We start from the raw sequence: 26829 nt of genomic DNA, 5'->3' as shown, positions 1-26829 counted from the left end.
CAGCCACGACGATCTTCGCCGACGTCGGGGCTCGGCCGACCGGCCCCGCGTCGACGGGGGGCGCCGGCCTCGCCGTGGCACCAAGCTTTCCGCTGAACCGGTCGCCCTCGACGCCGGCGCCCTTCCTCATGACGCGTCAACTCTCTTTAGCCGCTTGCTGATGTCTTCACCGCGTGCCGGGACCTCGGGTCTACGCGCGCACCGCGGCCTGCTGCAACTGCGCGCGGACCTCCGGCGTGAGCTGAAGGCCGACGCGCTCGACCAGGCGGGTCATCGCGTACCCGGTCAGGCCGATGTCGCAGTTGGGCGCGGCAAGCACCGCGAGGCACGAGCCGTCGCTGATGGACATCAGGAACAGGTAGCCGTGTTCCATCTCCACCACGGTCTGGTTGACCTCGCCCGCGTCGAAGCAGCGTGCCGCGCCGAGGGTCAGGCTGATCAGCCCGGACGACACGGCGGACAGCTGTTCCGCGCGGTCGCGCGGGATCCGTTGTGAGCTGGCGAGCAACAGCCCGTCGGCCGACACCACGATCGCGTGCGCGACGCCGGCCACCCGAGCGACGAAGTCGTCGATGAGCCAACTGAAACTGTCGAGCTCTTCGGACCCGGTACTCACTCCTGCTCCTCATTTCCGCGAACGGTGGTCGGGTAGTACGTGTAGTCGTCGTCGGCGTCGCCGCGCGTGTCGCGGCCGAGCCGCACACCGCGCTGGTAGGTGGCGAACCGTTCGCGAAGCCGTTCCGCGGATCGGGGCACCGACGGTGGCCTGCCGGCCTGCGGCGCGGCGGTCTGCGCCGAGCCGGGCACCAGGTGGGCCTTGGGCACGCGCTTGGGCAGCCCGGTGCCGGTGACGGCCTCGGGGGTCGGGGCGTTCAGCGCCTCGGCCGCCGCCTTCCAGCCCTCGTCGGCCGGGGAGCCCCACAGGCTCGCCGCCGCCGCTGGCACCGGGGGTGGCGGGCGGCGCCTGGTGACGGCGGCCGGCTCGGCCGCAGGGAGCGGTTTCGCCTGTGCGGCAGAACGTTCGGGCCGCTTGGGCAGCGCGGCCGCCGTGGGTTTCGGTTCGGCACGCGCGGCGAGCGGCGCAGGCTCACGCCTCGGTTCCGGCGCGCGGACGGGCCGTTCCGAGACCGTCCGCTCGGAAATGGGCCGTTCCGGGACCTGCCGTTCGGGGGCCGTCCGTTCTGGGGCCGTCCGTTCGGGAATCGGTCGTTCCGGGGCGGCCGGTGCGGTGGCGGCCAAGCGTGGTTCCACCGGGGCGGCGGACTGCGCCGCCGCCTCGGCGTCCTCGGCGTCGATCGTGGTCTGGAACCACCGCGACAGCACCGATTCGTAGACGGGCAGGCGCACCGTCGCCGGTCCGGCCGCGTTCGGGTCCTCGGTCGGTTCGGCGACAGGCTCGGCGATCGGGCGGCTCGGGATCAGCGGTGGCGGCATGTACTCCTCCGGCCGCCCCTGCTCGGCCGACAGCGCGGGCGGCGGCTCGAACAGGTCGATTCCCGAGGCCTCCTGCCGTTGGTACACCTCCGGTTCCACGGGGATGCGCACCGGGGTCGGCAGGGCGGCCGGTGCGCTCGGCGTCCACGCCGAGGTGTCGACGAGCGCCTGCGCCTGCGTCTCGGCGAGCGAGGCGATGGCGCGTTCCGGCTTCGCGCGGGTGCTGCCGAACGCGCGGGCGACGTTGATGTCGGTGGTGCCGACGGCCGGCGTCGACTGCTTCGCGCTGCGCTGATGCAGCAGGCCGGCCGGCAGCGTGACCTGCGCGGTGGTGCCGCCGTCGATGTCGTCGTTGTTGCTCAGCACTACCTTGATCGCGTGTCGCTTGGCCAGCTGCGCGACCACGTACAGGCCCATCTCGCGCGAGATGGAGACGTCGACCTCCGGCGGTTCGGCCAGCCGCTCGTTGGCGGCGACGACGTCCTCGTTCTGCATCCCGACGCCCCGGTCGTGGATGCGGATGGCGACCTCGCCGTGCCTGGTCTCGATGGTGCGAACCGTGACCTTGGTGGAGGGCGGGGAGAACGCGGTGGCGTTGTCCAGCAGCTCGGCGATGAGGTGCGCAAGGTCGTTGACCACGCGGCCCTGCACCAGGATCTCCGGCGTCGCCGCGACCTGGACCCTGGCGTACTTCTCCACCTCGGACACGGCGGCGCCGATGACCTCAGAGATCTGCGCGGGCTTGGTGACGCGCCGCGCGACGGTGGTGCCGGACAGCACGAGCAGGTTCTCGCTGTTGCGGCGCATCTGGGTCGCGAGGTGGTCGAGCTCGAACAGGCTGGCCAGGTGGTCGGGGTCCTGCTCGTCCTGTTCCAGCTTGTCGATGACGCCGATCTGGCGCTCGACCAGCGCCTGGCTGCGTCGGGACAGGTTGACGAACATGTCGTTGACGTTGGCCCGCAGCGCGGCCTGCTCGACGGCGAGCCGGACGGCCTCCTGGTGCACCACGTCGAAGGCCCTGGCCACCTGGCCGACCTCCTCGGTGGTGTGCACCGGAACCGGCTCGATCGCGTCCCTGGCCGCCTGGACCGGGTCGCGGTCGGTGCGGATTCGCTTGATGGCCTCGGGCAGCCGGTGCCGGGCGACGTCCAGCGCGGTCTTCCGCAGCACGCGCAGCGGGGTCAGCATGGAGCGCGCGACGATCGCCATCAGGCCGAAGGCCACCAGCAACGCGACCGCGACGAGGGCGGCGTCGCGCAGCGCGGCCCGGCGCGCGTCGTCGGTGAGGGTGGTGACGGCGGCGGCGGTCTGGTCGTCGATGTTGAGCGTCACCTTGCGCACCAGGGCGGTCGAGTTCTCGCCGAGCCTGGTCACGTCCGCGTCGGACAGCGTGACCTTCTGTCCCATGTCGGACTGCACGAGGGCGAGCTGCGCGAGCCGGTTGCGCTCGTCGACGTCCGCGCCGCTCACGGTGTCCTGGTAGCGCTGGCGGTTGTCGATGCTGGCCACGTTGGTGAAGTCGGCGAGCGCCGCGTCGAACCGGGACTGCGCGGCGCGCAGCTCGGTGGCCTGGCCCGCGGGGAACGCGTCGTGCTTGGCCGCCGAGATCAGGATGGCGTTCTGTTCGGCGAGCTGCTCCTTGGCGATGTTGAGCGCCTGGCTCGCGGCGGCCAGCGGAGTGATGGCCGGGTTGCTCAGACTGGTCGCGGTGGCACGGTTGACCTGGCCGAGCACGCCGAGGATCTGCGTGTAGGCGGTCAGCGCGGCCTTGTCCGGGTAGGACGTGCTCAGCGCGGAGTTCCGCAGCGCCGGCAGCCCGCTGAGTGCCTGGATGGACTTGGCCAGCGCGTCCCGCACTGCGGGGTCGACGCCCTGGGTGGAGTCGACCATGCCGCGGAGCTTGCCGACCTCGATGTCGACCTGTTTGGACTGTGTTGCCTGCGTTGCCGCGTTGCCGCCTCGGCCACCGGCCACATAGGACACCATGGCGTCGCGCTCCAGCTGCAACGCGTCGGCGACGAACTCGACCTGACCGTTGAGCTGCAACTCCTGTTGCACCTGACCGAACAGGCCAACGTCGTCGAGCTGGCTGCTCAGGCGGAGGCCGGCCAGCGCGAGCGTGCTGAGCGCGGGAACCAGGAGCACCACGACGAGTTTGCTGCGCAGTCGCCAGTTCCGCAGCCGCCATCGCCCGCGAGTCGACACACCGGCCTCAGTGGACTCCGGTGTTCGGTCGGCTCGTCGCGACTCCGGCTCGACGACATCCTGGGCGGCGGCTCTCGCCGGGCCAGGCGGGGACGCCACGTCGTCGTCCTGACCGCGCACCGTCAGCACACTCCCATGCAACCTGAAGACAATCGCCGCATACCCACCGGCGCAGACTCGTGGATCTTGAAGCGAATGTGTGCGCTCCCATACCGCCATTTGGAGTATGTATGGAAAGTTTTACAAATCAACCACCTGTGTGCGTAGATGTGCGAGGGCGGATGACACGCTCCGACACCTTTTGCCGCAACGCGTTAGGCCGAATGTGTCGTTAGGTGACGCCATTCGGCGGTAAGCCAACACGCCGCCAACTGAAGACGAACTCTTCGTCCCAACGGGCATCTCATGTCTTGACGGACGAATCACCCTCGGTGTTCGATCAACTACCGCACGCCGTATCGGCTGCCCCTCGCTTGCTTCCCCCAGGAGAGTCGCACCATGCCCAGACACGCGGGACCGTTCGGAACTCGGCTCGGCTTCACCCGTTTGGCCGCCATCGTCGCGGTGACCGCGACGATGACGATCACCAGTGGCTGCGGCCTGCTCAACGGGTCGAGCAGCAACTCCGGTGGCGGGAGCACCGACAAGGTCGAGAAGGGCAAGGTCACCATCGGCATCCTGGCGACCGCAGACGACGCGCCGGTCGTGCTGGCGGACAAGAAGGGCTTCTTCAAGGAGGAGGGCCTCAACGTCGAGATCAAGAAGTTCCAGACCGGCCCGCAGGCGCTGCCCGCCCTGACCAGCGGCGAGCTGGACTTCTCCCTGGTCAACTACGTCTCCTACTTCCAGGCCGTCGCCCAGAAGACCCTGGACGCCAAGATCGTGACGGACGCCTACCAGGGCACCGGCGACTCGCTGGTGCTGATGGCCAAACCCGACTCCGGCATCAAGGAGCCCAAGGACCTGGCCGGCAAGAAGGTCTCGGTGCACGCGCCGGGCAACATCAACGAGCTGCTGCTGCGGGCCCTGTTGCAGGACAACAGCATCGACCCGAACTCGGTGAGCTTCGTCGGCGTGAAGTTCCCCGACATCCCCGCCGCGCTGGCCAGCAACCAGATCAGCGCCGGCGTCGAGGTCGAGCCCTACATCACGCAGGCCGAGCAGTCGACCGGCGCGCAGCCGGTGTTCAAGATCGTGACCGGCTCCACGGACAACATCGCGCTCAGCGGCTACATCGCGACGAGCAAGTTCAACCAGGACAACCCGAAGACCGTGGCGGCGTTCCAGCGCGCGATGGTCAAGGCGCAGAAGGCCGCGGCGGACAAGAGCCAGCTCGCGGACGTGCTGCCCGACCTGACCGGCGTGGACAAGCAGGCCGTTCCGCTGCTGAACCTGGGGGTCTTCCCGACCTCGCTGGACGCCACGCGCCTCGAGCGGGTGGTCACCCTGATGAAGACCTACGGCAACCTCAAGACGCCGATCGACGTGAAGAGCCTGATCGTCGCGACGCCGAACAGCTGACCGTGCCGAGCATTCTCCGCAAACTGATCGGGTTGGTCGTCTTCCTGCTGTTGTGGGAGGCGGCCAGCCGATCGGGCCTGGTGCAGGCGACCTACGTGCCGCCGCCGTCGGTGGTGCTGGTCAAGTTCGCCGGCCTGTTCGGCAATCCCCAGTTCCTCACCGACGTCGTGTCCACGCTGCTGTCCTGGGTGATCGCGCTCGGGCTGGCCACGCTGATCGGCGTGCCGCTCGGGCTGCTGCTCGGCGGGGTGCGGCTGCTGCGCACCGTCAGCAGCACCATCGTCGAGTTCCTTCGCCCGCTGCCGAGCGTGGCCCTGATCCCGCTGGTGATCTCGGTGCTGGGCAGCGGAGCCCAGACCAAGATCGCGCTGGCCACCTTCGCTGCGCTGTGGCCGGTGCTGTTCAACACGATCTACGCGCTGCACGAGGTCGACCCGCAGCTGGTCGACACCGCGCGGTCCTTCCGGGTCTCGCGGCTGCGGCGGCTGACCGGCGTGACGCTGCCGAGCATCGCGCCGTTCGTGCTGACCGGCGTGCGGTTCTCCGCGTCGGTCGCGCTGATCGTGTTGGTGAGCACGGAGTTCCTCACCGGCGGCACGATCGGCCTCGGCCAGTTCGTGTACACGTGGGGCAGCAGCGCTGGTCGGATGGACATGGTGCTGGCCGGCACGGTGTTCGCCGGCCTGTTCGGTTACCTGGTGAACATCGGATTCGTTGCCGCGCAACGCCGTTGGCTCGTGTGGGCGCCGGCGGGAGGTGCCATGTGAAGATCTTCGCGCAACGCTGGCTGGTCTTTCTCGGGTGCCTGGTGGTCTGGCAGTTCGCCGCGGCCAGCGGCGCCAACCCGTACTTCCCTCCCCCGCTGCGGATCCTGCGGGCGGCCGGCGACCTGTGGTTCTCCGGCCCCGCCTGGCACCTGTGGCTGACCAGCTCGGTCGGCGACGACATCCTGCCGAGCCTGGCGCGGCTGCTGATCGGCTGGGCCGTCGCCGCGGTGATCGGGGTGCTGGCCGGGATCGCGCTCGGCCGGTCGGCGGTGGCGACCGACTACGTCGCCCCGCTGCTGTCGTTCGCCAGGGCGGTGCCGCCGCCGCTGCTGGTGCCGGTGTTCCTGGTGGTGTTCGGCATCGGCCCGCAGATGGAGGTCGCCACCATCGTCCTGGGTGTGGTGTGGCCGATCCTGCTCAACACCATCGACGGCGCGCGGTCGGTCGACGCGGTCAAGGTGGAGACGGCGCGGGCGTTCCGGATCACCCGGTCGCGGTGGATTCTCGGCGTCGTGCTGCCCTCGGCGCTGCCGAAGGTCTTCGCCGGGCTGCGGGTCAGCCTCGCGCTCTCGCTCATCCTGATGGTGGTCTCCGAGCTGGTCGGCAGCACCAGCGGGATCGGTTTCCAGTTGGTCAACGCGCAGCAGGCCACCTTCGACTATCCGGCGATGTGGGCGTGGATCGCGTTGATCAGCGTGTTGGGCTATGTCCTCAATGGACTGTTCCTCGCGGTCGAGCGCAGAGTGCTCGGCTGGCACCACGGCTACACCGGGCAGGCGGGGCGATGACGGAGAACATGCTGGAAGTGACCGGTCTCGGGCACGTCTACCGCGCCAAGGAGCAGACGCACACCGCGTTCGGCGACATCTCCTTCGCGGTGGACCGGGGCGAGATCGTGTGCATCGTCGGGCCTTCTGGCTGCGGCAAGTCCACGCTGCTGCGCTGTCTTTCGGGGTTGCTGCGGCCGACAAGCGGCACCGTGTCGCTGCACGGGACCGAGGTCACCGAGGTGCCGGACGAGCTGGCGATGGTGTTCCAGGACTACAGCAGGTCGCTGTTCCCGTGGCGCACGGTCGCCGGCAACATCGAGTTCCCGTTGCGGGGGCGCGAACTGTCCAAGGCGCAGCGGCGGGAACGCGTCGAGGAGGCGCTGTCCTGGGTCGGGCTGTCCGGCGCGGCCACGAAGTATCCGTGGCAGCTGTCCGGCGGCATGCAGCAGCGCGTCGCGATCGCCCGCGCGCTGGCCTATCGGCCGATGCTGATGCTGATGGACGAGCCGTTCGCCTCGGTGGACGCGCAGACCAGGGCCGAGCTGGAGGACCTGGTGCTCCAGGTGCGCGCGGAGCACGAGATGACCGTGCTGCTGGTGACCCACGACGTGGACGAGAGCGTCTATCTCGGCGACCGCGTGCTGGTGCTGTCCAAGTCGCCGGCCAGCGTCGTGGAGACGTTGAGCGTCGATCTGCCGGCGCCGCGCGACCAGATCGGCACCAGGGGCGCAGAGGAGTTCGTGCGGCTGCGCACCGAGGTCGCGCAGCGCATCCGCAACACCGCCCCCACGAGCTAGCCGCTGTTGGGCCACACCAGCTAGCCGCTGTTGGGCCACACCAGCGAGCTGGTGTGGCCCAACGGCATTGCTAGTACAGGGCGTCGTAGTCGGGGTCGACCCGCACGTGCAGCAGCACCGGTTGGTCGGAGGCGATGGCCGCGCCGAGCGCCTCGTGCAGTTCCTCCGGCGTCCGCACGTGCCTCGACGAGCAGCCCATGCCGCTGGCGAGCGCGCAGAAGTCCAGCCCGCCAAGCTCCATCCCCGGCACCTTGGCCGCGCCGTGGCTGTCGGCCATCGACCGCAGCGCGCCGTACTGGGCGTTATCGAGGATGACGAAGGTGACCGGGGTGTGCTCGCGGACCGCGGTCCACACGGCCTGGATCGAGTACATGCTCGACCCGTCGCCGACGATCGCGACGACCGGCCGGTTCGGTTCGGCCAGCGCCGCGCCGACGGCACCGGGCAGGCCGTAGCCGAGCACCCCGCTGGCGATGGTGAGGAATCCCCTGCCGCGCGTGGTGATCGGCAGGTACTCGTGGAAGTCGTTGCGGTGGCTCGGCGCCTCCTCGACGACGATCGCGTTGTCCGGCAACGCCTTCGCGATCGCGTCCAGCACGTACGCGCCGCTCATCTGGCCGTGCGGCGACGGCGGCGCGGGCGGCGGCGGGGTCTGTCGGGGTGCCGGGGCCGGCCGGTCGGTGGCCGGCAGCAGCGCGGTGAGCTGCTGGATCGCCAGCTTCGGCGTGGCCTGGAGGCCGGTTCCGGTTGGCGCCCAGGCGAGTGCCTGCTCGTCGTCGTTGATCAGGTACAGCTGCGGGAGGTCGGGGCCGTCCGGGGTGACCACGTGGTAGACGAACGCTGGCGCGCCGAGGACGACGACGCAGTCGTGCTCGGCCAGCGCCTCGGCGAGCCGATGCCGCGCAGGCTGGAGGAAGCCCGCGAACAGCGGGTGGTTCTCCGGGAACGAGCAGCGCGAGGACATCGGGGCGGCAAACACCGCGGCCCTGGTCCGCTCGGCGAGCGCGATCACGTCCTCGACCGCGTCGTCGCCGTCCACCGACGCGCCGACCACGATGGCCGGCCGGGAGCTGGCCGTCAGCGCGGCCGCGACCTCGCGCAGCGCCTCGGGGTCCGGCGCGTGGCCGCGCACCCTCGGCCGCGCCTGCACCGGCGCGGCCTCGGCGTCCCAGTCGTCGGCCGGCACGGACAGGAACGTTGGCCCGTAAGGAGGTTGGGTGGCCAGGTGGTACGCCCTGGCGAACGCGGCCGGCACGTCGGCGGCGCGCGCGGGCTGGTAGCTCCACTTCACGTAGGGCTTGGGGAACTCGGCCGCCTCGATCGCGCCGAGGAACGGCTCGCCGACGAGCAGCGACCGCGACTGCTGTCCGGCGATGATGACCAGCGGGGACCGGTTCTTGTACGCGGTGACCACGCTGCCAAGCGCGTGGCCGACCCCGCCGGAGGAGTGCAGGTTCACCACCGCCGCGTTGCCGGTGAACTGCGCGTAGGCGTCGGCCATCGCGACGACGGTGGACTCCTGTAAGCCCAGCACGTAGCGGAAGTCGTCCGGCCAGTCCGCGAGGAAGGCCAGCTCGGTCGAGCCGGGATTGCCGAAGACGGTGGTGGTTCCCCACTTCCGCATCAGGTCCCTGGTGACGTCACGAACGGTGGGTTTGCCAACTGCAACCACGACACTCCTTGTCATTGGCCAACAGTTGCTGATCCTAAGATCAATCGGACAGATTGCCCATGCGTGCGACCGAATCCGTGACCTGAAGTCCGTCGAGCACGACGTGCAGGCTGCGCCGCCACTGTTCCGGCTCGGCGCGGATGTCCATCGTGCGGTCGACCGAGGACAGCCCCGCGAGCAGGAACGTGACGTCCTGCCAGGTCAGGTCGGCCCGCAGCGCGCCGGCCGCCTGGGCGCGCTCGATCAGCAGCTGGGCGCGTTCCCGCAGCTGGATGACGGGCGCGTCGATGTCGAGGCCGCATTCGCGGCCGAGCGCCTCGTTGATGCCCTTGCTTTCGACGCGCAGCCGCACGAACGCCTCGGCGAACGTGCGGAAGCCGTGCCAGGGGTCGGGATCGGACAGCAGCGTCCGCGCGACCTCGGCGACCTCGGTGACCAGGTCGGCGAGCACGGCCTCGAGCAGGGCCTCCCGGGACGGCACGCGCCGGTAGAAGGTGCCGATGCCGACGCCGGCCCGGTGCGCGATCTCGTGCGCGGTGACGTCGACGCCGACCTCGACGACGGCCTCCCTGGCCGCGGCGACCAGCCGGGCCACGTTGCGGCGCGCGTCGGCCCTCGGCCGTCGCCCGCCCTGGTCCGCCAGGAGCCGGTCGGTCGCGCTCTCCGTCGTGGTCATGCCCACATCATACCAAGTGGACCTCGGAGGTCCGGTTGTGCTTCGATAACCGGACCAAACAAGTCCGGTTGACTCTCTCTGGAGGATCTCTGATGGCCGCGAACACGATCCGCGTCGGCATTCTCGGCGCGAGCCCGGACCGGGGCTGGGCCTCGACGGCGCACGTCCCCGCGCTGCGCGCGCTGCCCGAGTACGAACTCACCGCCGTCGGCACCAGCCGCGCCGACAGCGCCAGGAAGGCCGCCGAGCTGTTCGGCGCCGCGCACGCGTTCACCGACGCGCGGCAGCTCGCCGAGCACCCCGAGGTCGACCTGGTGACCATCACGGTCAAGGTGCCGGCGCACGTCGAACTCGTGCGGGCCGCGCTCGACGCGGGCAAGCACGTGTATTGCGAGTGGCCGCTGACCGCCACCACCGAACAGGCCGAGGAGCTGGCCTCGGTGGCCGCGCTGCGGGGCGTGCACCACGCGATCGGCCTACAGAGCAGGTACTCCCCCGCGATCAACCACGCGAAGGCGCTGATCGCCGAGGGCTACGTCGGCCGGGTCACGTCCGTGAACGTGTACTCCGCGCGCGGCAAGGGCGGCGGCGTCGGGATCCCCTCGTGGAGCGCGTACACGCTGGACCAGGCCAACGGCGCCGGGCTCGTCGAGGTCGGCGGCGGACACACCCTCGACGCGGTGGAACACCTGGCAGGAAGGATCACCGAGCTGTCGGCCGGCCTGTCCGTGCAGCGCCCCGAGTACACGATCGCGGAGACCGGCGAGCGGATCGACGTGACCAGCCCGGACCAGCTGCTGTTGGCGGGCACCCTGGCCGGCGGCGCCGCGCTGTCCGTGCACCTGCACGACGCGAAGGTGTCCGACGCGCGCACCAGGGTGGAGATCGCCGGCACCGAAGGCGATCTGGCCATCGTGTCCATCGAGGAGAGCGGCGGACTCGCGTCGTCGATCCAGATCGGCAACCTGCGCGTGCTCGGCACCAGGGACGCCAGCGGGGTGCTGCGCGAGCTGCCCGTCCCGGACCGGTTCCGCACGGTCCCCGGCGACCTTCCCGATCTGGCCGTGCGCAACATCGCCGAGCTGTACGCGCAGCTCGCGCGCGACATCCGCACCGGAAGCCGCGACACGGCCGACTTCGCCGACGGCGTCAGGGTGCACCGCCTGCTCGACGCGGTCCGGCGGTCCTCGGTGACCGGTACGCGGGTGACGTTCGCAGGCTGATCGGCGACCGGCGTGAAACAGGGCCGACGACGCTAAAAGCACTTGAATCTGACACCAATGTCAACTTCTACCATGTCGGCATGATGATCACACCGTCCACGAAGGAGTCTTCGATGAACGACCTGACCGGCAAGGTAGCGCTGGTGACCGGCGGCAGCCGCGGGATCGGCGCGGCGATCGCGCGACGGCTGGCCGACGCGGGGGCAGCGGTCGCGCTGACCTACGTCCAAGCGGCAGACCAAGCGCGCGGCGTCGCCAAGCAGATCGAGGCGGATGGCGGCAGAGCTGCGATCATCCAGGCCGACCTGACCCAGCCGAACGGCGCGGCGGAGGCAGTGGAGCAGACGGTGCGGGAACTGGGCCGCATCGACATCCTGGTGAACAACGCGGGCTTCCTCACCTACGGTCCACTGGCCGAGGTGTCCGCCGAGGAACTGGACCGGGTGCTCGCGGTGGACGTCCGGTCGGTGTTCCTGGCCGCCCAGGCCGCCGCCCGGCACATGGGCGACGGCGGGCGGATCATCAGCATCGGGTCGTGCTTCAACGGGCGCGTTCCCGGCGCGAACTTCGTCTTACAGGCGACGGCGAAGTCCGCGCTCATCGGGCTGACCAAGGGACTCGCCAGGGAGCTGGGGCCGCGCGGAATCACCGCCACCATCGTGGACCCCGGCCCGATCGACACCGACATGAACCCGGCCGACGGCGAGACCGCCGACTTCCAGCGCTCCCTCACCGCACTGGGACGCTACGGCGAGGCCGAGGACATCGCCGCCGCGGTGGCCTACCTGGCGGGCCCCAGCGGCCGCTACATCACCGGCACCACCCTCGCCGTGGACGGCGGGTACACCGTCTGACGGGTGTCAGCCGGCCGTCCTGGCGGGGCGGAAGGTCGCGACGATCGCCCGGAGTTCGGTGATACGCAACAGGTGCGCGGCCACCGCGTAGACACCCGCACCGGCGAGCCCGGCTGCCCCGATCGCGGCGCTCGACCCCAGCACACCGGTGCCGAGCGCCGCGCCGCAGGCACGGATCGCGCCGAGGCCGGCCGCGCCTGCGGCGAGCGCGGCCAGCCGCATCCGGCCGTGCGAGCGGACCAGCCGGTGGCCGTCGACGCGGCCGATGCGCCGCCGCAACACCTGCGCGGCGAGCACCGCGCCGAGCGCGTAGGCGAAGGCGTAGCAGCTGGCCAGCGCGACCACGAGATCCTTGCCAGGCACCACCATCGCCGCGATCAGCGAGGCCACGATCGCCGCCGCGACGACCGTGCTGTGGATGAGGGCCGGTGTCCTCGCGTCCTGGAGGACGTAGAACACGCGCAGCATGATCTGGTAGCCGGCGAAGGGCACCAGGGCGAGGCCGAACGCGACGAGCGTCGCGCCGGTCAGCCTGGCCGCGACCGGAGCTGTGTTGCCGTGGTCGAACAGCACGGTGGCGATCTGCGGGCCGAGCAGCATCAACCCGGCGGCGACCGGCACGAGCACCACGGCGGTGAGCCGCAGGCTGCGCGACAGGTCGTCGGTGAGCCGAGGCAGGTCGCGGTCGGCCGCGGCGCGGCTCATCCTCGGCAGCACACCGGTGATCACCGACAACGCGACCACAGCGTAGGGCAGCTGGAACAGGGTGTAGGCGTTCTGGTAGACGCTCATCCCGTCCACGTGAGTGGCGAGCCTGGACACGACGGCAAACAACGACTGAGCGGCGACGACGTACAGCAGCGTCCAGCCGACCATCCGCGCGATGGAACGCAGGCCGACCCCGCGCGGATTCAGCCGCAGTCGCAGGGGAAAGCGGCTGCGCCGGGTCACGATCACGAGCACCAGCAGCTGTACGCCGACGCCCGCCGTCGTGCCGACGCCGAGCAGCACCGACTGCGTCGACGTCACCGTGGTCAGGTCGCCGCGACCGCCGAGGACGAGGTACGCCACCGCGGTGCCGACCATGATGACGTTGTTGGCCACCGGGGCCCACAGCGGCGCGGTGAGCCGGCCGCGCGTGTTCAGGACGGCCGCGAGCGTCTCGCTGATGCCGTAGAACAGGATCTGCGGCACGAAGAACCGCGTGAACGTCACGGCCAACTCCCGTTGCTGGCCGGTGAAAGCGGGTGCGTAGAGGCCGACGATCTGCGGCGCCAGCAGGACGGTGGCGAGCACCGCGACGCCGAGACCGTAGACCACCAGGGACAGCAGCCGTTGCGCGTACAGGTCGCCCGCGTCCGTGCGGCCCGCGCCCGCGCGCACCAGCAGCGGCACCACCATGCTGCCGAGCACCCCGCCGAACACGACGTCGTAGATCTGGTTCGGCACGTTGTTGGCCACGGTGTAGGTCTCGAGGAGCCGCGTGCCGAGGCCGAGCGCGGCGGCCAGCACCACCATCCGCAGGAATCCCGTGATCCGCGCGACAAGGGTGGCCACGGCCATCGTCCGGCCGGTGCGCATCAGCCCAGGTTCGGTCAACGCCGCCTCCCCAGTGCTCGGTCCGTCCAGTCTGCCGGACTTGACCTTGTCGGGTCAGACCGCCTGCCGATAGGCCTTCACGTGGTCGAGGCAGAGGTAGAGCGTCAGGCCCTCCGGCGTCGTGGTGCGCGACAGGCCGCCCCAGGCCCGGTCGGGGTCTAGCGCGGTGAGCATGGCCTCAAGCGCGCGGAAGTCGGCATCGGTCGAAGCATGTGCCGCCGGCGTCGGGTCAACGGTCTTGAGGCCGCCAAGCTCGTCCTCGTAGCGGAGCTGGCCAGGGGCCTGGGCCATCAGTTCCTTCATCGCGTCGCAGTCGGCCTTCACGTGCTGGTCGAGCGCGTCGACCGTCATGCCGAGCACGGGCGCGGCGAGCGGCGCGACGTGCTTGAGGATCGTGAGGAGGTGTTGCAGGTACGGGCCGAACCTGCGGTACCAGTTGGCGGGCTGCGTGATCGGGTAGACGCCGTCGGGTTCCGGAAGTCGGTGCCACGCACCGGGTTCCTCGCAGTAGAGGCGGAGTTCGTAGGCGGAGCCGGTGAGTCTGCGGCCGCCCTGCACGAGCGCGAACACGCTGGGGCAGCGCGCTTCCTGCTGTAGTTGCAGGAGGTGTTGCAGCTTGAGGAACATCCGCTGCTGGTACTCGCTCTGCTCGCCGAGCTTGCCGTCGACCCGGACGACCGTGTCCCTGATCTGGTCGATGGTCGCGCGCAGGCCGCCCCGTTCGGACGGCGCGAAGCCATGCAGGAGCGTCTGCACGGACACCAGCTCGGTCGACTTGCGGCACTCGATCTGCTCGCGGGGCGGGGTGCGCGCAAGGCGGCTGCGCAGGTCCTCGTAGTCGAACAGCTCGGGGCATGGTTCGCCGCCGTCGTCCTGACAGCGGCAGGGCACGCGCCGGGTGATGTCGAGGCCGGGGAACCGTTCCAGGGTCAGGTTCAGGCCGTCGTCCAGGACCGAGAAGAACGCGGCGGGCGAGGGTCCCCGAACCGTGAGTTCCACCGTGTTGCGGTGCCGGTTCGCTTCCAACAGCGCGAAGTGCCGGCCGTCGGTGTGCCTCAGCAGGACCCCGCTGCGCCAGTGCGTCCCTGTGCTGAACCGGTGCGAGCGCGCGATGAACCAGGTCGGGATGCCCGGCGGCATGGTGTTGAGGCTGTAGCGGACGCGGATCTCGTGGGAGTCGGGTCGGCGCGATCTCGGACCAGGTGCTCTGGTACGGCGGCGGATCCCAGGGCAGGCGCTCGACGACGAGACTCACGTCGCCCGCCCGGCCCGCGTCAATCCGGTAGGAGAGGTCGTACTTGTCCATCATGCCGAGGAAGTGATCGCGCAGGCCGCGGTTGAGGTCGGACCACAGGTCGTTGAGGTGCGGTCGTTTCAGCAGGCCGTTCGCGTCGGCGACCTCCCTGCTGTCCAGGACCTTGCTGATGTACTCGTTGACCCATTCCGGCTGGAGCACGACGGTCTGCGCCAGCTCCGGATCGTCCTCGTAGTAGAGGATGTCGCCGAGTTGGTGCAGCGCGCTGGACAGGTAGCGCTGCTGGACCGGGTCGGCGACCCCGGCGTTGGACATGAGCTGCCACATGCGTTCCGGGGTCACGGCCTTCTCGGCCGAGGTGCGCAGCGACTCGGCCGCGGTGAGCCAGGTCGTCGGCCACTCGGAGCCCATCAACGGGAGCGTGGCGGCCTCGTCGGACAGGCGCGCGCGGAGGGCTGGGCGGGTGTCGGGCACACCCGGAAGTTGTATCGAAGCTGCGCACCACCAGCATCGAACACCCGTGCGAACCCACGCAAGATCACGATCGAGTGACTCCCACATCCCGGCACTGCGTGGTCAGGTCCGCTCGAACTGCCGTGTGGATGCGTCGGTGTGCCTCAGCGATGTCACCAGTCATCTCGCCCGCAGCCCCTGTTTTCAGCCAGCACTTCGCGGCGAGGCCAAGGGGCGTTATCCGACCCAACGGTGATGCACCCGAATGCCAGCGTCAGCTGATCTTCAGGTAGCTGACAGGAACCGCTGACATGGTGGAACCGTGGCGGCTGTTCGGGTGAACGGAACGGCGCGGTGGGCCCGGTCCCCGCTGCGCCGAGACCGGCTTGTCCGAATGGTTCCGCTGCCGACCACGACTCCGTTCACGTTCTGGTACCTGGTTGGGCTGTTCGTCACGACCCTCGTGATCCGGGTCGTGGATCCGGCGATCGCCGCGCACCTGCTCGCCTGGTCCAGCACGAGCGCGCAGAACATCGCGCACCACCCCGGCCGTTCGCTCGTCGCCAGCGCGTTGTGGCTGGCCGATCCGCACTGGCTGGCGTACGCGTTCCTCTTCGCGGTCGCCCTCGCGCCGCTGGAGCGGCGGGTCGGCTCGCGGTGGACGTTCGCGATCTTCGCCAGCGGGCACGTGGTCGCCTCGCTGGCCACCGAGCTTCCCGTGCTGTGGGCCGTCCGGCAGCACCTGCTGCCGCGCTCCGACGGGCACCTGATCGACGTCGGCGTGAGCTACGGGCTGTTCGCCACGGCCGGCGCGTTGCTGTGCGTGCTGCGGGGTCCCTGGCGGTGGACCGCGTTGGCGGCGGCCGAACTCGGGATCGTCCTCGTCTACCTTGCCGACGGCCCCGGCGGCACGGACGCCTCGGTCACCGCGCTCGGCCATCTGCTCGCCCTGCACCTCGGGCTGCTCGGCTGGCTCCCCTGGCTGCGTCGCCGCGGCCTGGTTGGCACGCTCCGCCCGGCGACACCCTCCTGGCTCAGGACGGCGGCCCGCGCCGTCGTCCTGAGCCAGCGTCGGGCGGCGGCATGGTCGCGGGGCTCCGGTGATCCCGGAGCCCCGCGAGCCGCCGTGCTCAGCGGCCGTCCCTAGGAACCCGTCCCAGAGTCAACCAGCCGGTCTCCGGAAACTAGTGCGTCCAGTCGGCCAGCATCTGCTGCCTGGCCTGGTCCAGGGTGATGTCCCCGTTGCAGACCTGGACCTTGAGCGAGTTCTCTTCCTTGTCCTTGTCCTCCGCGCCGGGGTTGGACACCGACGTCCTCGGCTGCGGCCACAGGTTGTTCGGGTCGCGCGGCGCGCCGCCAAGCTCCAGCGGGACCAGGTGGTCCTCTTCGAGGTCGGCATTGGAGATGTCGGCCTCGCCGTAGGCGATCTTCTGCTGGTTCTTCAACGCCGTGGTGTAGGAGGCCGGCGGGCGGACGGTCCTGGTCCAGCCGGACACGCAGATCGTGTCGTTGATGGTGTCCTGGGTGACGTCCGGGTTGAATGCGCCCGGCGTGCAGTTCACGTCGGCCTTGCCGTCGAGCGCGAAACAGGTCTGCGTGTCGGCGTGCGCCACGGCGCCGGACAGCAGGCCGCCGAACAGGGCGAGCGCCGGGACGATAGCGTATCGGTATCGCTTCATGAGAAACCGCCTTCTGGCAGGGAATGTGCAGGGCTCGGAAGTCGGCGACGAACTAGTGCGTCCAGTACGCGAGGATCTGCTGGCGCGCCTGGGCGAGGGTCAGGGATCCGTTGCACACTTTGACCTTGAGGGCGTTCTCCTCGCGGTCCTTGGTCTCCGCGCCCTGTCCAGGCGGCGTGACGGACGCGCGCGGCTGCGGCCACAGGTTGTTCGGGTCGCGCGGCGCGCCGCCAAGCTCCAGCGGGACCAGGTGGTCCTCTTCGAGGTCCGAGTTGGAGATGTTGGCCTCGCCGTAGGCGATCTTCTGCTGGTTCTTCAACGCCGTGGTGTACGACGCCGGCGGCCGCACCGTGGCGGTCCAGCCGGACACGCAGATCGTGCTGCCGATCGTGGACTGCGTGACGTTCGGGTTGAACGCGCCCGGCGTGCAGCGCACGTCGGCGCGACCGTTGAGGGCCACGCAGCTCTGCGCTGACGCGGCGTCGGCCACCGAAGTGGACAGAGCGCCGACGAACAGCGCGACGAGCGGGACGAGTAACGCGTGACTGCGTTTCACGGTGGCACCTTCCAACGACGACAGGGGTCGTCTAGTGGATACCTGCCGAACCGTTGGCAATCAAGAAATCACGAGTAAACAGCGTCCCAAGTGAAAAGTTAACGAGGTCGGTGCGCGGACGTTGGCCGAGTGTTCATCCCGGAGTCGGCCAACGTCCGCCGCGTCACCGTCCCGACCCGATACCGGTGATGGCCCTGACCTCCATCTCGGCCTGCTTGCGGCCGTCGGCGGGTTCCTTGCTCAGGATCGTGCCGACGAAGCCGCACAGGAACGACAACGGGATCGAGACCAGGCCGGGGTTGCTCAGCGGGAACCAGTGGAAGTCGACGTCCGGGAAGATCGCCGTCGGCCCGCCGGAGAAGGCCGGCGAGAAGATGATCAGCACCAGGCACGAGCCGAGCCCGCCGTAGATCGCCCACAGCGTGCCCTTGGTGTTGAACCGCTTCCAGAACAACGAGAAGAGGATCGTGGAGAGGTTCGCCGAGGCGGCCAGCGCGAGCGCGAGGGACACCAGGAACGCGACATTCTGGCCATTTGCCGCGATACCACCGGCAATGGCCAGCACGCCGACCGCGATCGCGGTGAGCCGGGCGACCCTGACCTCCTGGCGCGGCTCGGCGTTGCCGCGCTTGATGACGTTCGCGTACACGTCGTGCGCGAAGGACGCGGACGCGGCGAGCGTCAGCCCGGCGACCACCGCGAGGATCGTGGCGAACGCGACCGCGCACACGACGCCGAGCAGGACCGCTCCGCCGATCTTGAACGCCAGCAGCGGGGCCGCGGAGTTCTCGCCGCCCGGCGCGCGCAGGATCGCGTCCGAGCCGACGAGCGCGGTCGCGCCGAAGCCGATCACCAGCGTGCACAGGTAGAACACGACCATCGTCCACGTCGCCCACACCACCGAGCGGCGCGCCTCCTTGGCGTTGGGCACGGTGTAGAAGCGCATCAGCACGTGCGGCAGGCTGGCGATGCCGAGCACCAGGGACAGCGCGAGCGAGATGAAGTCGAGCTTGGTGATGCCGGACTTTCCGTACTTCACACCGGGGTTGAGCAGCGCGTCGCCGTGGGCGTTGTTCTGCGCCGCGCCCTCCATGATGTTGGACAGGCTGAAACCGAACTTACCCAACAGGAAGATCGTGGTGAGGGTGACGCAGACCAACAGCAGGGCCGCCTTGATGATCTGCACCCAGGTGGTGCCCTTCATGCCGCCAACCAGGACGTAGAACACCATGATGATGCCGACGATCACGATGACGATCGCCTGGCCGCCCTTGCTGGTGACGTTCAGCAGCAGCGCGACGAGGCCGCCGGCGCCGGCCATCTGGGCGAGCATGTAGAAGAAGGAGATGACGAGCGTGGCGTTGGCCGCCGCCGCGCGGACCGGGCGCTGCCTCATCCGGTACGCCAACACGTCGCCGACGGTGAAGCGGCCGGTGTTGCGCAGGCTCTCGGCGATCAGCAGCAGGCCCACGAGCCAGGCGACGACCCAGCCGACCGAGTAGAGGAAGCCGTCGTAGCCGTTGACCGCGATGCCGCCGGTGATGCCGAGGAACGACGCCGCCGACAGGAAGTCGCCGGACAGCGCGATGCCGTTCTGCGAACCGCTGAAGCTGCTGCCGGCCGCGTAGTAGTCGGCGGCGGTGCGGTTGCTGCTGCTGGCGCGGTAGACGACGTAGAGGGTGGCGAGGACGAAGACGCCGAACACGCTGAGGTTGAGCACCGGGCTGCCGGCGACACCGTCGGCCAGAGTGACTGTCATTCTTCGACGACCCCCGCGCGCGAGCGGACGAGGTCACGCTGCGGGTCGAGCCGCCGCTTGGCGTACCGCGCGTAGACCAACGTGATGATCACTGTGGACACGAACTCCAGCAGCCCGAACACGATGCCGACGTTGACCTGCCCGCCGACTTTCTGGCTCATGAAATCGTGTGCGTAGGCGGCGAACAGCACGTAGGTGAGGTACCAGGCGAGGAACAGCGCGGACATCGGAAAGACGAAACGGCGCAGCCTGCGGCGGAGTTCCTGAAACTCGGGGCTCTGTTGAATGACGGCAAAATCGGGGTTGCCGTCACTGTCGACCATAGATCCGTCGGTGACGCCCTCGAATGCGGTAAATCCTTGGCCGGCAGCCCGCGAGGCTCGCGGGTCGCGCGAGTCCATGGCGGCCGGTATCGCCTTCGTCATCTACCCCTCCACTGGCATTCCGACTCGCCACACTGCCGCGCGCGACCTTATCGGAGGCGCCAAGCGTAGCGATGACCGGCGCACAGTCAATGCGCGGGCCGCGCACGTTCGTCACAGCGGATCCGGCCGAGGCGACGACGATCACAGGGTGTACCGAACAACACACTCGAAGTAGTGAGCCGGCCTGTGTTTGGGCAGGTCCCGAGGGTCGTATACGATCAAGGATCCAGGGCGATATGCCCGTTTCACCTGGTGAGTGACCGTCGCTGTGCGTACAAGTCCGCTGGTCGCGAACCCAAGCCAAGGTGACACAAGCACATTTCGGCAACAAACAAGCCCCGCCACGAAGTTGGCCGTTGTAGCAGGCCTGACCTCTGCCCTAGTATCACGCAGCACCAACGTCCGCCACATGCGTTTTTGTACGCCCAAACATGTCGCGTTCGGTCGAGTTGATTCGTGTAGCCAGGAGGTAGGCAAAGGTGGAGCTCCTAGAGCGCTCCCGCACCATCGCGAAGCCCGGCTGGAGCCGTTGGCTGGTCCCCCCGGCAGCACTAGCTATTCACCTGTCAATCGGCCAGGCATATGCCTGGAGCGTCTTCAAGCCCCCGCTGGAGAAAACGCTCCACATTTCCGGCACCGGCAGTGCGCTGCCGTTCCAGCTTGCCATTGTCATGTTGGGCCTGTCCGCCGCGTTCGGCGGCACGCTGGTCGAACGCAAGGGCCCGCGCTGGGCGATGTTCGTCTCGCTGGTCGCGTTCTGCTCCGGCCTGCTGATCTCGTCGCTGGGTGTGGCGCTGAGCCAATACTGGATCGTCGTGCTCGGCTACGGGTTCGTCGGCGGCATCGGCCTCGGCATCGGCTACATCTCCCCCGTGTCGACGCTGATCAAGTGGTTCCCGGACCGCCCAGGCATGGCGACCGGCATCGCGATCATGGGCTTCGGCGGCGGCGCACTGATCGCCTCCCCGTGGTCCAGCCAGATGCTCACGTCGTTCGGCGTCACCACCAGCGGCATCTCCAAGGCGTTCCTGATCCACGGCATCGCCTACGCCGTGTTCATGGCGCTGGGTGTCGCGCTGATCCGCGTGCCGAGGCCTGACTGGCGTCCCGCCGGCTGGACCCCGGACGCGAACGCGCCGAAGAAGCTGGTCACCACGGCGAACGTGTCGGCGCGCAACGCGGTCAAGACGCCGCAGTTCTGGCTGCTGTGGATCGTGCTGTGCTTCAACGTCACGGCGGGCATCGGCATCCTTGAGAAGGCCGCGCCGATGATCGTGGACTTCTTCAAGAACACCAGCACCCCGGTGGCCACCACCGCGGCGGTCGGCTTCACCGCGCTGCTGTCGCTGGCGAACATGCTGGGACGGTTCGTCTGGTCCTCGCTGTCCGACCGGGTCGGCCGCAAGAACATCTACCGCTTCTACCTCGGCGCCGGGGCGCTGCTGTACCTGCTCCTGCTGACCGCGGGCAACAGCAGCACCCAGCTGTTCGTGATCGCGGCGATGGCGATCCTGTCCTTCTACGGCGGTGGCTTCGCCACGATCCCCGCCTACCTGAGGGACCTGTTCGGCACCTTCCAGGTCGGCGCGATCCACGGCCGCCTGCTCACCGCGTGGTCGGTGGCAGGCGTGCTCGGACCGCTGATCGTCAACGCGATCGCCGACGCCGGCAAGAGCGCTGGCCACACCGGCTCCAGCCTCTACACGACGTCGTTCTACATCATGATCGCGTTGCTGGTGATCGGTTTCGTCGCGAACGAGTTGATTCGTCCGGTATCGGCGAAGTTCCACGAACCGGCCACCGACGAGCAGCCTGCGGCGGAGAATGGCTCGGAGAGCGCGGAAAGCACGGTGAAGAACTGATGGCCGAGGACGAGACGACCACCGCACCCGCCGAGGGCGCAGCGCCCAACCGCGTCGCGCTGCTCGTGGTGGCCTGGCTTTGGGTCACGCTGCCTTTCCTGTACGGGCTGTACAAGCTCATCATGAACGCGCAGAAGCTCTTCCAGCACTAGTGATGGACCACGGGTCGAGGCGGACGCGTCGCGCGTCCGCCTCGACCCGGGTTTGAGAAAGACGGGCTCAACAGGTGACTGTGGTGGAGCGAGCGGTCCCGGACGTCGTGCAGGACGGCGGTCGCCGACCGTCCTGGCGGTCCGTCACGGACTGGCGGAACTGGCGGCTGCCGATCAAGCTGGCCGCCGTACTGGTGGTGCCGGTCGCCGTGGCGATGGTCGCCAGTGTCGGGCAGATCCGCGCCGACATCGACCGGTCGAACACGTACAGCACCATGCAGCAGTTGGCGAAGCTGCGCGGCTACCTGATCCCCGTGACGACGGCGCTGCAACAGGAACGCACGGTCGCCGTGCTGCGCGCCGACAACGGCGGCGTCGACCTGGCCTCGTTCAAGCAGCGCGTCGGCGCCGTCGACGCGCGCGCAGGCGCGGTGCAACGGTTCGTGGACAAGGCCGGCAGCCTCGGCGAGACCGCCGGCACGCGGTGGCAGGACTACAACAAGCGCCTCGCCGACCTCGACCAGGTCCGCAAGCACATCGTGGACGGCTCCGGCGACGTGCCGACCGAACTCGCCGGCTACAACGCGGCCATCAAGTCGCTGCTGGACTTCGACCAGTCGCTGGCCAGCCAGTTCAGTGACCCGCAGCTGGTCGGCCAGGCCCTCGCCCTCTACGAGATCGAGGCCGCCAAGGAGCAGATCTCCCAGGAACAGGCGATCGTGCTCGCCGGCATCAACCGGGGAAAGCTGCTCAACACCGAGCTGCGGTCGCTTGCCGAGGCCGACATCCGGCTCCAGGACAAGCTCACCGACTTCCAGGCCGCCGCTACCGCGAGCCAGGTGCACGACTACGAGCAGGCCGTGTCCGGTCCTGCCGTGGAGAGCCGCAAGCGGCTGGTGCAGACCGCGCTCGCCCAACCGGATTCGCCGGACCAGTCGCAGAACAAGGTGCGGCCGCCCGTTCTCCAGATCGTCCAGGCGGACTGGACGAACGCGTCCGAGGGCACCATCGCGCTGATGGCGAAGGTGAGCACCGCGCTGTCGGACCACCTCAACACCGCCGTCGCCGACCTCCAGGACACCACGAGCAACCAGGCCGGTATCGCCTCGGTCGTGCTGCTCGCGATGCTGCTGCTCGCCGCCGCCATCGGCTGGGTCGTCGGCCGCTACCTGCTGCGCTCGCTGAGCACGCTGCGCCGCACGGCCCTCGACGTAGCGCAGCACCAGCTGCCGGCCGCCGTGGCCAGCATCCGCGAGGGTGGCTCGCCGGACGAGACGATCGCGCCGGTGCCGGTGCACACCACCGAGGAGTTCGGCGAGCTGGCCCGCGCGTTCGACGCGGTGCACGGGCAGGCCATCCGGTCGGCGGTCGAGCAGGCCGGCCTGCGCGGCAACATGCGCAACATCTTCGTGAACCTGTCCCGCCGCAGCCAGGGTCTCGTTGAGCGCCAGCTCAAGCTCATGGAGCAGCTGGAGCGCGACGAGGAAAGCCCTGAGCAGCTGGCGAACCTGTTCAAGCTCGACCACCTCGCGACCCGAATGCGGCGCAACAACGAGAACCTGATGGTGCTCTCGGGCAGCGAGCTGGCGCGGCGGTTCACCAAGCCGGTCGCGCTCGGCGACGTGCTGCGCGCGGCCGCGTCGGAGATCGAGCAGTACCAGCGGGTGATCGTGCAGTCCGTGCCGACGGTGCAGATCGTCGGCTACGCGGCCGGTGACCTGGTGCGTCTCATCGCGGAGCTGCTGGACAACGCGGCGGCGTTCTCGCCGCCGGGGACGCAGGTGCTGCTCGCGGCGAGCGGCCGGGCCGACGGCGGCATGCAGATCGAGGTGCTCGACGAGGGCATCGGGATGAGCGACGACGAGCTCGTCGAGGCCAACGGCCGCGTCACCGCCGACGGCTCGGAGGAAGTCCCCACGTCGCGCCAGATGGGCCTGTACGTGGTCGGTCGGTTGGCTGGCCGGCACTCGATCAGCGTGCGGCTGGCGGTCAGCCAGCAGGGCGAGGGGCTGCGCGCGTTGGTGCTGGTGCCCGGCGAGCTGGTGCGCAGCCAGGGCGGCGCCCAGTTCGATCCGCCGACGCTGACGGCCGCGCCGGTCGGCGGCGACGGGGCCTCCGCCACGGCGTTGCTGCCGGTGGCGTCGGCCGACACCATGGTCGACATCGGCAGTGTGTTGCAGCCGGCCGAGGTCGTCGACGACCGCGCGCCGGTGGCCGGCGGGATGTTCGCGCCGGTCACGCCGGTCGAGCAGGAGGCCGCGCCGGCTGACGAGGACTGGGCGTCGTTCAACGGCGGGTCCGTCGACCACGTGCCGCGCCACGAGGAGTACCCGCCTCGGTATGAGGAGTACGCGCCTCGGTATGAGGAGTACGCGCCTCGGCACGAGGAGTCGGAGGCGCCGCGTCCCTCGATGTTCGAGGACACCACGACGTCGGGGTGGTTCGCCGGCAAGCCGGCCGACGACGAGGCCGAGGTGCCGGTCGAGGCGGGCGAGTGGCTGGAACCCAGCCCGCGCCTGGCGGGTTGGGCGCCGACGCCGGACGAGGCCGCGGACTTCAGCGCGGTGGACGAGACCGAGAGCGACGACGACGACCTGTTCGGCTGGTTCGGGGACCTGGACCTGGACGAGCTGCACGACCTGCCAGACGTCGCGGCCGGGGTCGGCGCGCGCGGCGAGTCGAGTTCGGCCATCGCCGGTCCGCTGGCCGGGGAAGCCTTTTCGTCGGCCGCCAACGCGGGAGTTCCGGCGGGCGCGGCCAACGGTGGTTACGACGGTGGCGCCTATTCGACGGCCGCCAACGCAGGAGTCCGGTCGGGCGCGTCCCCGCACGATTCCCGTGCGGCGGCGGCCTTCTCGTCGACGGCGCAGCCTGCCGCGCGTGCCGAGTTCGGTGCTGGGGCGGCATTCCAGTCGGTGAGCCGCGCTCCCGCGCAGCCGTCTCCCGCGCAGCAGCCCGTCGCGCGACAGGCCTCCACGCAGCACGAGCCCACGCAGCCGGGCGCGTTGCCGAAGCGCCAGCCAAAGAGTCCCGGGCCGCAGGGTCCTGGACAGCAGGGTCCCGGACCGCAGCAGGGTCTCGCGCAGCCGAGTCCCGCGCAGCCGAGTCCGGCACAGCCTGCCGTTGGGCCTGCTGGCCTGCCGGTGCGGGTGCCGCGTGCGGTCGCGCCGCGCGAGTCTCAGGCGAGTGCCGGGCAGCACGCGACCGGCGGATCCAGCTTCTTCACGCCGAACGTGCCGGTCGAGGACGCGTCCTCGCTGCCGGTGCGCAGGGCGCGCGAAGTGCCGGCCGCCGCGCCGGCGCCCGTGTCCGCCGCTCCCCCGAGGCCCGCGCCGACGCTGTCGCCGCCGACCGATCCCGCGCCGGCCGCGCAGACCGAGGCCGGGCTGCCCAAGCGGCAACCCAAGGCGCACCTCACGCCGCAGTTGGCCGGTCGGCCCGGTTCCACCGGGCAGGCCGCCGCGCCCGCCGCCGCGCACCGGCGCGACCCGAACAACGCTCGCGGCTTCCTGAACAGCTTCCAGTCCGGTATCCGCCAGAGTCACGACACTCCGGCACGACACCACATCGACAACACCGATGGCCAGGAGAAGACCACATGACCACACCCCAGTCCCGGCAGGTGGACCGGTTCGGCTGGTTGGTCGACAGCTTCACCGACCGCGTTCCCGGCGTGGCGCACGCGGTGGTGATCTCGGTGGACGGCCTGATGCTGACGTCGTCCTCCCGGCTGCCGGCTGACCGCGCCGACCAGTTGGCCGCGATCGCGGCGGGCGTCGTGAGCCTCACCGAGGGCGCGTCCCGCTGTTTCGAGGGCGAGCGCGTGTTGCGCACGGTCGTCGAGATGGACCACGGGATCATGTTGCTGATGTCCATTTTGGACGGATCCTGTCTCGCCGTGCTCGCGGCGCCCAACTGCGATGTCGGTCAGGTGGCCTACGAGATGACCGTGCTGGTCGACCAGGTGGGTCAGATGCTGACCCCCGAGTTGCGCGCCGAGTTGCAGGGCGTGCAGCGGTCCTCGGCTCAACCGTCCGTGTGAGGTGATCATGAGCCCTGATGGTGGTCAAGCCGACAACGGCACAAGAGGCCGGCAGGACGAGTCGGACGACTCGTTCGCGTTCCTGATGAACGGCTTCAGCCTGGACAGCACCAGGCGCAAGGACAAGGACGGCGAGCAGGGCCCCGGCCGCAGGCGCCGCAACAACGACGACGACAACCGGCTGCTGTCGGACACGTTGGCGGCCGGCCAGCACGACCTCGAGGACGACGAGGAGGAGTCCGCGTCGATCGTCCGCGCCTACACCTGGACGGGCGGGCGGACGAAGTCCGACTATCAGCTGGAGATCGAGACTTTGGTCTCGGTCAGCGACACCGGCTACAACCCCGCCGCCGTGATGCAGGTGGAATACCACGAGGTCGCACGCCTGTGCGGGCAGCCGCGTTCGGTCGCCGAAGTGGCGGCGCTACTGTCACTTCCGTTGGGGGTGGCCAAGGTGCTGCTCGGCGACATGGCCGGGCTCGGCGTGATCGTCGTGCACGAGACCGCGTCCGCCGACGGAAACCTGCCGAACATGGCGCTGTTGGAAAGGGTGCTGAGTGGACTACGCCGGCTCTGATCCCTTGGGAGACCCCACGACGTCGGAGCTGACCTCGGCCAAGATCGTGGTGGCCGGCGGCTACGGGGCCGGCAAGGCGGCCTTCGTCGGCTCGATCGCCGACTCGGATCTGATGAGCTGCACGATGTTGCCGCCGGACGGTGCGGGTCTCGGCGATCCAGCGTCGCTGGAGTTCGGTCGGGTGTGGCTCGACCCGACGCTGATCCTGTACCTGTTCTGCACGCCGCAGCGGCCCGGCCTCGGCTGGGACGACGTGGCGCGCGGCGCGATCGGGGCCGTGGTGCTGGTGAATCCGCGCCGGCCGCTGGATTCCGTTGACGCGGCGGGGTTCTTCGCCGACCGGGGCGTGCCGTTCGTGCTCGCCTCGCACGGCGAGAGCGGGCGACGGCACGACCTCGACGGCGTGCGCCAGGCCGTGACCGGCGGCGCGCGGGTGCCCGTCGTGCACTGCGACACCCGGGACCGGCGGCTGGTGAAGAACACGCTGGTGTCGTTGGTGGAGCACGCCAAGGCGAGCCGGGTGCTCTGCCCCTAGAAGTGTCCTGAAGATC

23 protein-coding genes and 1 pseudogene are annotated in these 26829 nt (G+C 69.7%); 13 read left to right on the top strand and 11 right to left on the bottom strand.

Going from position 1 to position 26829, the window contains the following annotated elements; translation table 11 throughout:
* Positions 1-190: 190 nt before the first annotated feature.
* Complete coding sequence (locus F0L68_RS39700) at positions 191-616, bottom strand: roadblock/LC7 domain-containing protein (protein ID WP_149855084.1); 426 nt, start codon at positions 614-616, stop codon at positions 191-193.
* Complete coding sequence (locus F0L68_RS39695) at positions 613-3759, bottom strand: sensor histidine kinase (RefSeq protein ID WP_223199559.1); 3147 nt, start codon at positions 3757-3759, stop codon at positions 613-615. The genes F0L68_RS39700 and F0L68_RS39695 overlap by 4 nt, the downstream gene beginning before the upstream one ends.
* A gap of 378 nt (positions 3760-4137) precedes the next feature.
* Here F0L68_RS39695 and F0L68_RS39690 point away from each other — a divergent pair, with 378 nt between their 5' ends.
* Genes F0L68_RS39690 through F0L68_RS39675 form a run of 4 tightly spaced genes read left to right on the top strand, consistent with a single transcriptional unit; the run spans position 4138 to position 7494 of the window.
* Positions 4138-5160, top strand: a complete 1023-nt coding sequence (locus F0L68_RS39690) for an ABC transporter substrate-binding protein (protein ID WP_149855082.1) — start codon at positions 4138-4140, stop codon at positions 5158-5160.
* A 2-nt stretch (positions 5161-5162) separates the two neighbouring features.
* Positions 5163-5927, top strand: coding sequence for an ABC transporter permease (locus F0L68_RS39685; protein WP_149855081.1), 765 nt, complete (start codon positions 5163-5165; stop codon positions 5925-5927).
* Positions 5924-6715, top strand: coding sequence for an ABC transporter permease (locus F0L68_RS39680; RefSeq protein WP_149855080.1), 792 nt, complete (start codon positions 5924-5926; stop codon positions 6713-6715). Before F0L68_RS39685 ends, F0L68_RS39680 begins: the two co-directional genes overlap by 4 nt.
* On the top strand, positions 6712-7494 hold the full coding sequence (locus tag F0L68_RS39675; protein WP_149855079.1) for an ABC transporter ATP-binding protein: 783 nt from the start codon (positions 6712-6714) through the stop codon (positions 7492-7494). The genes F0L68_RS39680 and F0L68_RS39675 overlap by 4 nt, the downstream gene beginning before the upstream one ends.
* A gap of 70 nt (positions 7495-7564) precedes the next feature.
* Here F0L68_RS39675 and mdlC read toward each other — a convergent pair whose 3' ends face one another.
* Both mdlC and F0L68_RS39665 read right to left on the bottom strand, forming a co-directional pair.
* The gene (mdlC, locus tag F0L68_RS39670; RefSeq protein ID WP_223199558.1) at positions 7565-9166 is read right to left on the bottom strand and encodes a benzoylformate decarboxylase; all 1602 of its coding nucleotides are present in this window, start codon (positions 9164-9166) and stop codon (positions 7565-7567) included.
* A 40-nt stretch (positions 9167-9206) separates the two neighbouring features.
* Complete coding sequence (locus F0L68_RS39665) at positions 9207-9842, bottom strand: TetR/AcrR family transcriptional regulator (RefSeq protein WP_149855077.1); 636 nt, start codon at positions 9840-9842, stop codon at positions 9207-9209.
* Between the two features lie 92 nt (positions 9843-9934).
* On the opposite strand from F0L68_RS39665, the gene F0L68_RS39660 reads away from it, so the two are divergent.
* Together F0L68_RS39660 and F0L68_RS39655 are read left to right on the top strand one after the other, a co-directional pair.
* The gene (locus F0L68_RS39660) at positions 9935-11065 is read left to right on the top strand and encodes a Gfo/Idh/MocA family protein (RefSeq protein WP_149855076.1); all 1131 of its coding nucleotides are present in this window, start codon (positions 9935-9937) and stop codon (positions 11063-11065) included.
* Positions 11066-11178: 113 nt separating this feature from the next.
* Positions 11179-11919 (top strand): SDR family NAD(P)-dependent oxidoreductase, encoded by a 741-nt coding sequence (locus F0L68_RS39655; protein ID WP_149855075.1) that lies wholly within the window; start codon positions 11179-11181, stop codon positions 11917-11919.
* 6 nt (positions 11920-11925) lie between these two features.
* Here the strand turns inward: F0L68_RS39655 and murJ are convergent, their stop codons facing one another.
* The 3 genes and pseudogenes from murJ to F0L68_RS44990 form a co-directional block, all read right to left on the bottom strand.
* Positions 11926-13518 carry a murein biosynthesis integral membrane protein MurJ gene (murJ, locus tag F0L68_RS39650; protein WP_149855074.1) on the bottom strand — a complete coding sequence of 531 codons (1593 nt, stop codon included), beginning with the start codon at positions 13516-13518 and terminating at the stop codon, positions 11926-11928.
* 54 nt (positions 13519-13572) lie between these two features.
* A complete protein-coding gene (locus F0L68_RS39645; protein ID WP_438672354.1) occupies positions 13573-14685 on the bottom strand; it encodes a hypothetical protein in 1113 nt (370 codons plus the stop codon).
* An 85-nt stretch (positions 14686-14770) separates the two neighbouring features.
* Positions 14771-15184, bottom strand: a pseudogene (locus tag F0L68_RS44990) (COR domain-containing protein); the annotation flags it as partial.
* Positions 15185-15620: 436 nt separating this feature from the next.
* Between F0L68_RS44990 and F0L68_RS39635 the strand changes: the two are divergent.
* The gene (locus tag F0L68_RS39635; protein ID WP_188317086.1) at positions 15621-16373 is read left to right on the top strand and encodes a rhomboid-like protein; all 753 of its coding nucleotides are present in this window, start codon (positions 15621-15623) and stop codon (positions 16371-16373) included.
* A 37-nt stretch (positions 16374-16410) separates the two neighbouring features.
* Here F0L68_RS39635 and F0L68_RS39630 read toward each other — a convergent pair whose 3' ends face one another.
* From F0L68_RS39630 to F0L68_RS39615, 4 genes are all read right to left on the bottom strand, one after another.
* Complete coding sequence (locus tag F0L68_RS39630) at positions 16411-16905, bottom strand: hypothetical protein (RefSeq protein WP_149855072.1); 495 nt, start codon at positions 16903-16905, stop codon at positions 16411-16413.
* A gap of 52 nt (positions 16906-16957) precedes the next feature.
* Positions 16958-17461 (bottom strand): hypothetical protein, encoded by a 504-nt coding sequence (locus tag F0L68_RS39625; protein ID WP_149855071.1) that lies wholly within the window; start codon positions 17459-17461, stop codon positions 16958-16960.
* A 163-nt stretch (positions 17462-17624) separates the two neighbouring features.
* Entirely contained in the window at positions 17625-19220 is a 1596-nt protein-coding gene (locus F0L68_RS39620; RefSeq protein WP_149855070.1) for a monocarboxylic acid transporter, read from the bottom strand.
* Positions 19217-19543, bottom strand: coding sequence for a DUF485 domain-containing protein (locus tag F0L68_RS39615; protein WP_223199560.1), 327 nt, complete (start codon positions 19541-19543; stop codon positions 19217-19219). The genes F0L68_RS39620 and F0L68_RS39615 overlap by 4 nt, the downstream gene beginning before the upstream one ends.
* Positions 19544-20124: 581 nt before the next feature.
* Here F0L68_RS39615 and F0L68_RS39610 point away from each other — a divergent pair.
* The 6 genes from F0L68_RS39610 (at position 20125) to F0L68_RS39590 (ending at position 26813) form a co-directional block, all read left to right on the top strand.
* Positions 20125-21507 carry an L-lactate MFS transporter gene (locus F0L68_RS39610; RefSeq protein WP_149855068.1) on the top strand — a complete coding sequence of 461 codons (1383 nt, stop codon included), beginning with the start codon at positions 20125-20127 and terminating at the stop codon, positions 21505-21507.
* Positions 21507-21659: an MFS transporter small subunit gene (locus F0L68_RS42930; RefSeq protein WP_188317085.1), complete on the top strand. Its 153-nt coding sequence runs from the start codon at positions 21507-21509 to the stop codon at positions 21657-21659. The genes F0L68_RS39610 and F0L68_RS42930 overlap by 1 nt, the downstream gene beginning before the upstream one ends.
* A gap of 83 nt (positions 21660-21742) precedes the next feature.
* Complete coding sequence (locus F0L68_RS39605; protein WP_149855067.1) at positions 21743-25261, top strand: sensor histidine kinase; 3519 nt, start codon at positions 21743-21745, stop codon at positions 25259-25261.
* A complete protein-coding gene (locus tag F0L68_RS39600; RefSeq protein ID WP_149855066.1) occupies positions 25258-25701 on the top strand; it encodes a roadblock/LC7 domain-containing protein in 444 nt (147 codons plus the stop codon). The genes F0L68_RS39605 and F0L68_RS39600 overlap by 4 nt, the downstream gene beginning before the upstream one ends.
* Before the next feature lie 7 nt (positions 25702-25708).
* A complete protein-coding gene (locus F0L68_RS39595; protein WP_149855065.1) occupies positions 25709-26278 on the top strand; it encodes a DUF742 domain-containing protein in 570 nt (189 codons plus the stop codon).
* Between the two features lie 4 nt (positions 26279-26282).
* Positions 26283-26813: an ATP-binding protein gene (locus F0L68_RS39590; RefSeq protein WP_223199557.1), complete on the top strand. Its 531-nt coding sequence runs from the start codon at positions 26283-26285 to the stop codon at positions 26811-26813.
* Positions 26814-26829: the final 16 nt, after the last annotated feature.

It is taken from the genome of Solihabitans fulvus (assembly GCF_008386585.1).
Classification (GTDB): domain Bacteria; phylum Actinomycetota; class Actinomycetes; order Mycobacteriales; family Pseudonocardiaceae; genus Solihabitans; species Solihabitans fulvus.
Note: the sequence above shows the minus strand (reverse complement) of the source record. Positions and strands in the feature narration are given on the sequence as shown.